Source organism: Thermus scotoductus DSM 8553, from assembly GCF_000381045.1.
GTDB lineage: Bacteria > Deinococcota > Deinococci > Deinococcales > Thermaceae > Thermus > Thermus scotoductus.
The window spans coordinates 80,880-87,809 of sequence record NZ_KB905733.1 but is presented as its reverse complement, the minus strand read 5'-3'; the positions used below and the strand labels follow the sequence as shown (position 1 = coordinate 87,809).

Genomic DNA, 6,930 nt, shown 5'->3' with positions numbered 1-6,930 from the left:
TCAAGATGCGCCTGGCCCGGCAACACCAGAAGATTGCCAACAGGCGCAGGGACTTCCACCACAAGCTGGCCAGGAATCTCGTAAACCGCTATGGCACCATCGTCCACGAGGACCTGAGGGTCTCGAGACTAGCCCGCTTCTCCCTTGCCAAGAGTGTGCAGGACGCGGGGTGGGCCCAATTCCTTGCTATTCTCTCCGCCAAGGCTGCGAGCGCCGGGCGGAGGGTAGTGGCGGTGCCGCCACACGGTACGAGCCAGATATGCCCCCAGTGCGGCAGGGTCCAAAAGAAGGAGCTCTCCGAGCGCATCCACGCCTGTGAATGTGGGTGCGTGCTGGATAGGGACGTAGCTGCCGCCAAGGTCATTCTGGCTCTGGGCTTGGACGGAGCCTTCGGGGGCGGAGGGCGGGTAACCGCTCCCGCATGACCCGAGAAGCCCCGGACTTCAGTCCGGGGAGTCGTCACTCTAGTTCCATCCCCATGATGTGGTACCCGGCGTCCACGTAGACCACCTCCCCCGTGATCCCGCTGGCCAGGGGTGAGAGGAGGAAGAGCCCCAGATTCCCCACCTCCTCCTGGGTGATGTTGCGCTTTAGGGGGGCCACCTGGGCCACCCGGTCGTACATCTTCATGAAGCCCGGGATGCTCCTTGCGGCCACCGTGCGCACGGGCCCTGCGGAGATGGCGTTCACCCGCACCCCCTTAGGCCCGAGCTCAAAGGCCAGGTAGCGCACGCTGGCCTCCAGGGCCGCCTTGGCGATGGCCATCACGTTGTACTTGGGCACCACCTTCTCGCTGGCGTAGTAGGTGAGGGTGACGAGGCTTCCCCCTTCCCTTAGGAGGGGTTCTGCCCGCTGGGCCACGGCCACCAGGGAGTAGGCGGAGACCTCGAGGGCCAAGAGCCAGTCCTCCCGCCGGGTGTCCAGGTAGCGGCCCTCCATGGCCGCCCTAGGGGCAAAGGCGATGGCGTGGACCAGATAGTCCAGCTCCCCCCAGGCCTCCTTGATCCCGGCGAAAAGCCGGTCCAGCTCTTCGTCCTTGGTGACGTCCGCCTGGAAGGTGAGGGCGTTAAGGGGGGTGGCCAGCTTCTCCACCTCCTCCTTGAGCCTTTCCCCCTGGTAGCTGAAGGCCAGCTCCGCCCCTGCCTGGTGGAGCTTCTCGGCGATGGCGTAACCCAGGCTCCGCTGGTTGGTGACGCCCATGATGAGGGCTTTTTTGCCGGAAAGGTCCAGGGTGAGCATGGGGGGATTATACCCGGAACCAGGATTTCACCAGAAAGGGGTGGGTTTTTCTACGGGAAAACCTACTTGCTCTGCCGCTTGGATGAGCCGGAGGTCCAGGCTTACTAGCCTTGTCCCCAACGGGTTGCCTTCGCTGAATACCCAAAGGGCACCCAACTGCAGGGCATCTAGGGTACGTAGGGGGTACAGCTCCAGGAACTTTATAGCCTGACGCTTTACGGCTTCGGTAGGGAGCACCTCGTGCCAGGAGTCCCTAAGCCGGCTCAGCCGCTCTTTAGCCTGCTTGTAGCCCTTTTCGCTCAGCGCACCTTCGCGCCTCCTCCGGTTTAGCGCAGAGGTGGCCTCCGCTTCTGCCAGCCAGAAGACCACCACCTCAGGGTCCTGGGAAAGGAGGGACTCTGCCCAGGGAGTGGCCTTTTCCTGAACCAAGAGGGGGACCAGAGCGGAGGTGTCCCAGAATCTCATCCCTCCTCCCGTTCCTCCAGGAGGGCCTCGAGTACACTGGCCCTGGAGGTGGGCAAGGGCAGGTTTCCTAAGCTGGCTTTACCCTTTCCTCGGCGGAGAAGGCCCAAGTGTTCTAAATGCGCAAGCCGCGTTTCCTCGGCAAGCGAAGCGGGTGCAAGACGGGCCACGGGCTTCCCCTGGTCCACGATAAGCACCTCTTCCCCAGCCTGGACCCAACGCAGAAGCTCAGGAAGTTTTTCCTGGGCTTCTTGAGCGGAAACCTCACGCATCAGCTCATTATACCTTGGGTACACGGGAAGGGGTTAAAAGGTTCTCGGAGCTGGGTTTGCTTCTTCCCGGTACCTGGCCAGCCAGGCGTTGAGGGTGGCCGGGGAAACCCCGCGGATGGCCTCCACCTTGCCGTTCCACTCCAGGACCACCCCGGCGGTGGGGCTTCCCACCAGCTCGCTGATCTTCCTGGCCGCTTCCGGGTCCTGCCGGGCGTTGACGAACTCAAAGGGCACGCCCTTTTGCGCCAGGAACATCTTCACGATCTCGCAAGGGCCGCAGCCGGGGATGCCGTAAAGCCGCACCATACCCCACCATGGTACCACAAGGGCTCCTTCCAAGGGGTACAATAAAAGCATGGGGGAGGTTTCGGATAAGACCCACTATGTGGTGCAGGTGGGATCTAAGGGTCGGGTGGTCCTCCCGGCGGAGGTGCGGGAAGCCCTGGGGCTTAGGGAGGGGGATCGCCTCCTCTTGCGCTGGCGGGAGGAGGGCACCCTCGAGCTGGTGAGCTTCCGCGAGGTGGCCCATCGGGCCAGGGGCCTTCTCAAAGGCCTGGCGCCAGGGGTGAACCTGGTGGACGAACTCATCCGGGACCGGCGGGAGGAGGCCCGGAAGGAGGACCTGGAGTGAGGGCGGTGCTGGACGCCTCGGCCTTGTTGGCCCTGCTTTTGGATGAACCCGGAGCCCAGCGGGTGGAGGAGGCCCTAGCCGAGGGAGCGGCGATAAGCGCTGTCAACCTGGCGGAGGCGCTTTCCAAACTTGCCGAACGGGGAGGGGATCCCAAGGGGGTTCGGGATCGGTTGAAGCGGGAAGGGATTCTGGGCGAGGTCCTGGTGGTCTTCCCCTTTACCGAGGAGGATGCCCTTGGGGTGGCCCGCCTTCGCCCCCTCACCCGCTCCTTGGGGCTTTCCCTGGGGGATAGGGCCTGCTTGGCCTTGGCCCAGCGCCTGAACCTGCCGGCCCTTACCGCCGACGCTTCCTGGGGTGCCCTTTCCCTGGGGGTGGCCGTGGAGGTGGTGCGCTAGCCGGCTAGAATGTAGGCCATGCGCCTGGTGGACCGCTACCCCGAGGTGGATCTGGAAAGACTCCTGCAAAGCTTTGTGCCCCCACCCCGCTTCCAATCCGCCACCTTCGCCACCTATCGGCCCGATCCCCGCTATCCTTCCCAGACCCTGGCCAAGGAGCGGCTGCGACGATGGATCAAGGACCGCCCCCGGGGCTTCCTCCGGCCCCGGCTTCCCGGCCCCCAAGGGATCTACCTGGACGGGGGCTTTGGCGTGGGGAAGACCCACCTCCTGGTGGCTGCCTACTGGGAGGCTCCGGGCCCTAAGGCCTTCCTCACCTTTGAGGAGCTCACCTACACCCTGGGCCTCATGGGCCTAAGGGAAGGGGCCAGGCGCTTTGCCGCCTTGCGCTACCTTTTCCTGGACGAGTTTGAGCTGGACGACCCCGGCAACGCCCAGATGATCACCCACTTCCTGGCCCTCACCATGGATAGGGGCCTGCGGGTGGCCACCACCTCCAACACCCCGCCCGGGGCCTTGGGGGAAGGGCGGTTTAACGCCGAGCAGTTCAAGCACCAGATCCAAAGCCTCGCCCGGCGCTTCGCTGTGGAGCGCATCGAGGGGGAGGATTTCCGCCACCGCGACCCGGACCGGTTTCCCGAACCCCTTTCCGATTGCAGGCTCCTTCCCCTCTACCGGGAGGACCCCCGCCGGAAGACCCTGGACGCCTTTCCCGAGCTTCTCGCCCACCTGCGCGCCTTACACCCCATCCGCTACCGCTACCTGCTGGATGGGGTGGAGGCCGTCTACCTTAAGGGCCTCGAGGCCATCCCCGACCAGAACGACGCCCTACGCTTCGTGCACTTCGTGGACCAGGTGTACAACCTGGGGGTGGACCTCCGGGCCTCCGGGGTGCCTCTCAAGGAGGTGTTTCCCGAGACCTACCGGCACGGGGCCTTTGCCAAGAAGTACGGCCGGGCCCTTTCCCGGTTGGCGGAGCTTTTGGGGTAGCATGGAGGCATGGAGCTGGCAGAAAGGCTTTCGGAACTGGCCCAGGCCCTATCCCAGGCCAGCGCCGCGGTGGGGATCCTCGAGGCCATAGAGGAAGTGTTGGACGAGTACCAGGACGGGGAACTCTCCCTGGAAGAGGCCATGGAGGAGATCCAGGGCCTGGTGGAGGAGTTCCAGGCGGTCCGGGCCCTTTCCGAGATGACCCCGGAGGAGCTCATGGCCCTGGCGGAGGAAGAGGAAGAGGAGGAGGGGGGCTTAAGGTCGTAATGAAGGTCACGGCCATCGTCCTGGACTCGGTGGGCCTGGGGTATCTGCCGGATGCCCCCTTGTTCGGGGACGAGGGGGCGGACACCCTGGACCACACGGTGCTGAAAACGGGGGTGGAGCTTCCCCACCTGGCCGCCCTGGGCCTGGGGTGGGTTCCCGGGGTCCACACCCTTCCCCGGCCTGAGCCCCAAGGGGCCTTTGGCCGCATGCGGGAGGTGAACCCCGGCAAGGACACCACCACCGGGCACTGGGAGTTCGTGGGGGTGTACCTGGAAAAGCCCTTCCGCACCTACCCTGAGGGGTTTCCCGAGGAGCTTTTAAGGGCTTGGGCCAAGGAGATCGGGGTGGGGGGATGGCTTTTGAACCGGCCCTATTCGGGCACCGAGGCCATACGGGACTACGGCGAGACCCACCTGAAGACGGGTTTCCCCATCGTCTATACCTCCGCGGATAGCGTCTTCCAGGTGGCCGCCCACCTGGAGGTGGTGCCCCTGGAGGAGCTTTACCGATGGTGCCAGGTGGCCCGGGAGATGCTAAAGGGCGAGCACCAGGTGGCCCGGGTCATCGCCCGGCCCTTCGCCGGGGAACCCGGGAACTTCTACCGGCGGGAGGATTTGCGAAAGGATTTCGCCCTGGAGCCCCCCAGGAATGTCCTGGACCTTCTCACGGAGGCGGGCCTCGAGGTGGTGGGGGTGGGGAAGATCCCCGACATCTACGCCCATAGGGGCTTCACCCGGGAGGTGAAGATCAAGGACAATACCGACGGCCTGGAGAAGACCCTGGCCCTCATGCAAGAGCCTTTTTCCGGTCTCCTCTTCGCCAACCTGGTGGACTTTGACGCCAAGTACGGGCACCGAAGGAACCCGGAGGGGTACGCCCGGGCCCTTAAGGAGGTGGACGATTTCCTTCCCAGGCTTATGGAGGCCCTGGGCCCGGAGGATCACCTCTTTCTGGTCTCCGACCACGGCAACGACCCCACCTTCTTCGGCACCGACCACACCCGGGAGTACGGGATGCTCCTCTGGGTGGGCCCGGGGGTGAAGGGGGACCTGGGTACCCGGGAGAGCTTTGCGGATCTGGGGGCCACCTGGGCCAGGCTGTTTGGCCTCACCTGGGAGGGCCCTGGGAAAAGCTTAGTGTAGGCCATGCCCCTCACCTGGCGCGACGTCCTGGATATCCTTCTCGTTGGCATCCTCTTTTATTACCTCTGGCGCCTCATGGCGGGAACCCGGGCCCTGAACCTGGTGCGGGGGGTCTTGGTCTACCTGGTGGTCTGGTTTCTGGCCAGCCTCCTTGGGCTTTCCACCCTTTCCTGGCTCTTGGGGAACGCCGCCACCCTAGGGGCCTTCGCCCTGATCGTGGTCTTCCAGCCCGAACTCAGGGGGCTTTTGGAGCGCATCGGCCGGCCTCAGGGGCCCAGGGCTCCTTCTTTGGCCCTGGAGGAGCTCCTCTTGGGCCTGGCCCGGCTTTCCGAACGGCGCTACGGGGCCATCCTGGCCCTGGAAAGGCGCACCCCCCTGGGGGAGTATGCGGCCACGGGGGAGATCCTCGAGGCCAGGCTTTCCGCCCGGCTACTCCAGACGGTGTTCTACCCCGGCACGCCCTTGCACGACGGCGGGGCCATCCTGAGGGGGGATCGGCTTTTCGCCGCGGGGTGCGTCTTTCCCCTCTCCGAGGCCCGCATGGGCCTGGGCACCCGGCACCGGGCGGCCTTGGGGCTTTCCGAGGTTTCCGATGCCCTGGTGATCGTGGTGAGCGAGGAAACAGGGGCCATAAGGCTGGCGGAGGGGGGAAGGCTTTCCCCACCCATGAGCCTCGAGGCCCTGCGGGAAAAGCTGAAGGAGGCGCTCCGTGCGTGATTGGGGGAGCTTCCTCATCGCCCTTTTGGCGGCTTTTGCCGTCTGGTACTCCTTAAGGGAAAGGGCCCCGGTGGTGGAGCGGGCGGTGAGCGTGCCCCTCCAGGTGGTGGGCCTGGGGAGGGAGCGCACCGCGGAGGGAGTGCCCAAGGAGGTCATGTTACGCCTGAGGGGGCCAGCTCCCCTGGTGGAGGGGGCCAGGCTTCCCGTGTCCGCCTACCTGGACCTCTCCGGGGCCGAGGGGGCCTTTTCCCGGGAGGTGCGGGTGGCCGTGCCCCAGGGGGTGGAGGTTTTGGAGATCCGCCCCGCCCGGGTGGAGGGCCGGGTGGAGGCCCTCCTTACCCGCACCCTGCCGGTGGAGGTCCTTTCCCAGGGGGCGTGGGTGGAAACCCAGCCCGCCTTTGTGGAGGCCAAGGGGCCGAGAAGCCGGGTGGAGGAGGCGGTGGTGGCCTTGGGCCTGGACCTTGGAGGGGATACGGTGGCCCTTACCGCCTTTGGCCCCCAGGGGCCCCTTCCCGGGGTGGAGCTTCTTCCCGCCCAGGTGCAGGTGGTGGCGCGGGAGGTTCCCCTTTTCCGCAAGCAGGTTCCCCTGGTCCTGAAGCCCCCGGCAGGTTTAAAGGTAGTGGACTATGCCCCCAGGGCCGTGGAGGTGGTGGGACCCAAGGAGGCTTTGGCCGGTTTGACCCAGGTGGAGGCGAGGCTGGAAGGAAGCTTCCGCCCGGGAGAGGTTTCGGCCCCCTTGGTCCTTAACCTGCCTCCGGGGGTGAGGGTTCTGGGGGAGGTTTTGGGTAGGGTGCGGCTTGCGCTAGAATAGGTGG

At 65.6% G+C, this 6,930-nt stretch carries 12 protein-coding genes; 8 read left to right on the top strand and 4 right to left on the bottom strand.

Annotated elements, in window-relative coordinates; all coding sequences use genetic code 11:
* Positions 1–425, top strand: a 425-nt coding sequence (locus F604_RS11850) for an RNA-guided endonuclease InsQ/TnpB family protein (RefSeq protein ID WP_019550412.1), incomplete at its 5' end; no start/stop codon positions are given.
* Positions 426–459: 34 nt separating this feature from the next.
* Here the strand turns inward: F604_RS11850 and F604_RS0103275 are convergent.
* The 4 genes from F604_RS0103275 to F604_RS0103260 are packed head-to-tail and all read right to left on the bottom strand — an operon-like array spanning position 460 to position 2,279.
* Positions 460–1,239: an enoyl-ACP reductase FabI gene (locus F604_RS0103275; RefSeq protein WP_019550411.1), complete on the bottom strand. Its 780-nt coding sequence runs from the start codon at positions 1,237–1,239 to the stop codon at positions 460–462.
* Positions 1,240–1,266: 27 nt separating this feature from the next.
* A complete protein-coding gene (locus F604_RS0103270) occupies positions 1,267–1,704 on the bottom strand; it encodes a type II toxin-antitoxin system VapC family toxin (RefSeq protein ID WP_019550410.1) in 438 nt (145 codons plus the stop codon).
* Positions 1,701–1,973: a type II toxin-antitoxin system Phd/YefM family antitoxin gene (locus tag F604_RS0103265; protein WP_019550409.1), complete on the bottom strand. Its 273-nt coding sequence runs from the start codon at positions 1,971–1,973 to the stop codon at positions 1,701–1,703. The genes F604_RS0103270 and F604_RS0103265 overlap by 4 nt, the downstream gene beginning before the upstream one ends.
* 33 nt (positions 1,974–2,006) lie before the next feature.
* The gene (locus F604_RS0103260; RefSeq protein WP_026328938.1) at positions 2,007–2,279 is read right to left on the bottom strand and encodes a glutaredoxin family protein; all 273 of its coding nucleotides are present in this window, start codon (positions 2,277–2,279) and stop codon (positions 2,007–2,009) included.
* A gap of 49 nt (positions 2,280–2,328) precedes the next feature.
* Here F604_RS0103260 and F604_RS0103255 point away from each other — a divergent pair, with 49 nt between their 5' ends.
* From F604_RS0103255 to F604_RS0103225, 7 genes are read left to right on the top strand one after another with little or no spacing between them, the layout of a single operon-like run.
* Positions 2,329–2,604, top strand: coding sequence for an AbrB/MazE/SpoVT family DNA-binding domain-containing protein (locus F604_RS0103255; protein WP_015718297.1), 276 nt, complete (start codon positions 2,329–2,331; stop codon positions 2,602–2,604).
* Positions 2,601–2,999 carry a type II toxin-antitoxin system VapC family toxin gene (locus tag F604_RS0103250; protein WP_019550407.1) on the top strand — a complete coding sequence of 133 codons (399 nt, stop codon included), beginning with the start codon at positions 2,601–2,603 and terminating at the stop codon, positions 2,997–2,999. Before F604_RS0103255 ends, F604_RS0103250 begins: the two co-directional genes overlap by 4 nt.
* 18 nt (positions 3,000–3,017) lie before the next feature.
* The gene (gene zapE / locus F604_RS0103245; protein ID WP_019550406.1) at positions 3,018–3,989 is read left to right on the top strand and encodes a cell division protein ZapE; all 972 of its coding nucleotides are present in this window, start codon (positions 3,018–3,020) and stop codon (positions 3,987–3,989) included.
* 9 nt (positions 3,990–3,998) lie between these two features.
* On the top strand, positions 3,999–4,256 hold the full coding sequence (locus F604_RS0103240; RefSeq protein WP_019550405.1) for a hypothetical protein: 258 nt from the start codon (positions 3,999–4,001) through the stop codon (positions 4,254–4,256).
* Positions 4,256–5,398 (top strand): phosphopentomutase, encoded by a 1,143-nt coding sequence (locus F604_RS0103235; RefSeq protein WP_019550404.1) that lies wholly within the window; start codon positions 4,256–4,258, stop codon positions 5,396–5,398. Before F604_RS0103240 ends, F604_RS0103235 begins: the two co-directional genes overlap by 1 nt.
* A 3-nt stretch (positions 5,399–5,401) precedes the next feature.
* Complete coding sequence (gene cdaA, locus F604_RS0103230; protein ID WP_019550403.1) at positions 5,402–6,115, top strand: diadenylate cyclase CdaA; 714 nt, start codon at positions 5,402–5,404, stop codon at positions 6,113–6,115.
* A complete protein-coding gene (locus tag F604_RS0103225) occupies positions 6,108–6,926 on the top strand; it encodes a CdaR family protein (protein ID WP_015718291.1) in 819 nt (272 codons plus the stop codon). Before cdaA ends, F604_RS0103225 begins: the two co-directional genes overlap by 8 nt.
* The last annotated feature ends 4 nt before the right edge of the window (positions 6,927–6,930 follow it).

Bases quoted from the DNA above. Each gene is read 5' to 3' on its own strand.
- F604_RS0103240 (WP_019550405.1), top strand. From the start codon at position 3,999: ATGGAGCTGGCAGAAAGGCTTTCGGAACTGGCCCAGGCCCTATCCCAG.
- cdaA (WP_019550403.1), top strand. From the start codon at position 5,402: ATGCCCCTCACCTGGCGCGACGTCCTGGATATCCTTCTCGTTGGCATC.
- F604_RS0103265 (WP_019550409.1), bottom strand. From the start codon at position 1,973: ATGCGTGAGGTTTCCGCTCAAGAAGCCCAGGAAAAACTTCCTGAGCTT.
- F604_RS0103255 (WP_015718297.1), top strand. From the start codon at position 2,329: ATGGGGGAGGTTTCGGATAAGACCCACTATGTGGTGCAGGTGGGATCT.
- zapE (WP_019550406.1), top strand. From the start codon at position 3,018: ATGCGCCTGGTGGACCGCTACCCCGAGGTGGATCTGGAAAGACTCCTG.
- F604_RS0103235 (WP_019550404.1), top strand. From the start codon at position 4,256: ATGAAGGTCACGGCCATCGTCCTGGACTCGGTGGGCCTGGGGTATCTG.
- F604_RS0103275 (WP_019550411.1), bottom strand. From the start codon at position 1,239: ATGCTCACCCTGGACCTTTCCGGCAAAAAAGCCCTCATCATGGGCGTC.
- F604_RS0103260 (WP_026328938.1), bottom strand. From the start codon at position 2,279: ATGGTGCGGCTTTACGGCATCCCCGGCTGCGGCCCTTGCGAGATCGTG.
- F604_RS0103270 (WP_019550410.1), bottom strand. From the start codon at position 1,704: ATGAGATTCTGGGACACCTCCGCTCTGGTCCCCCTCTTGGTTCAGGAA.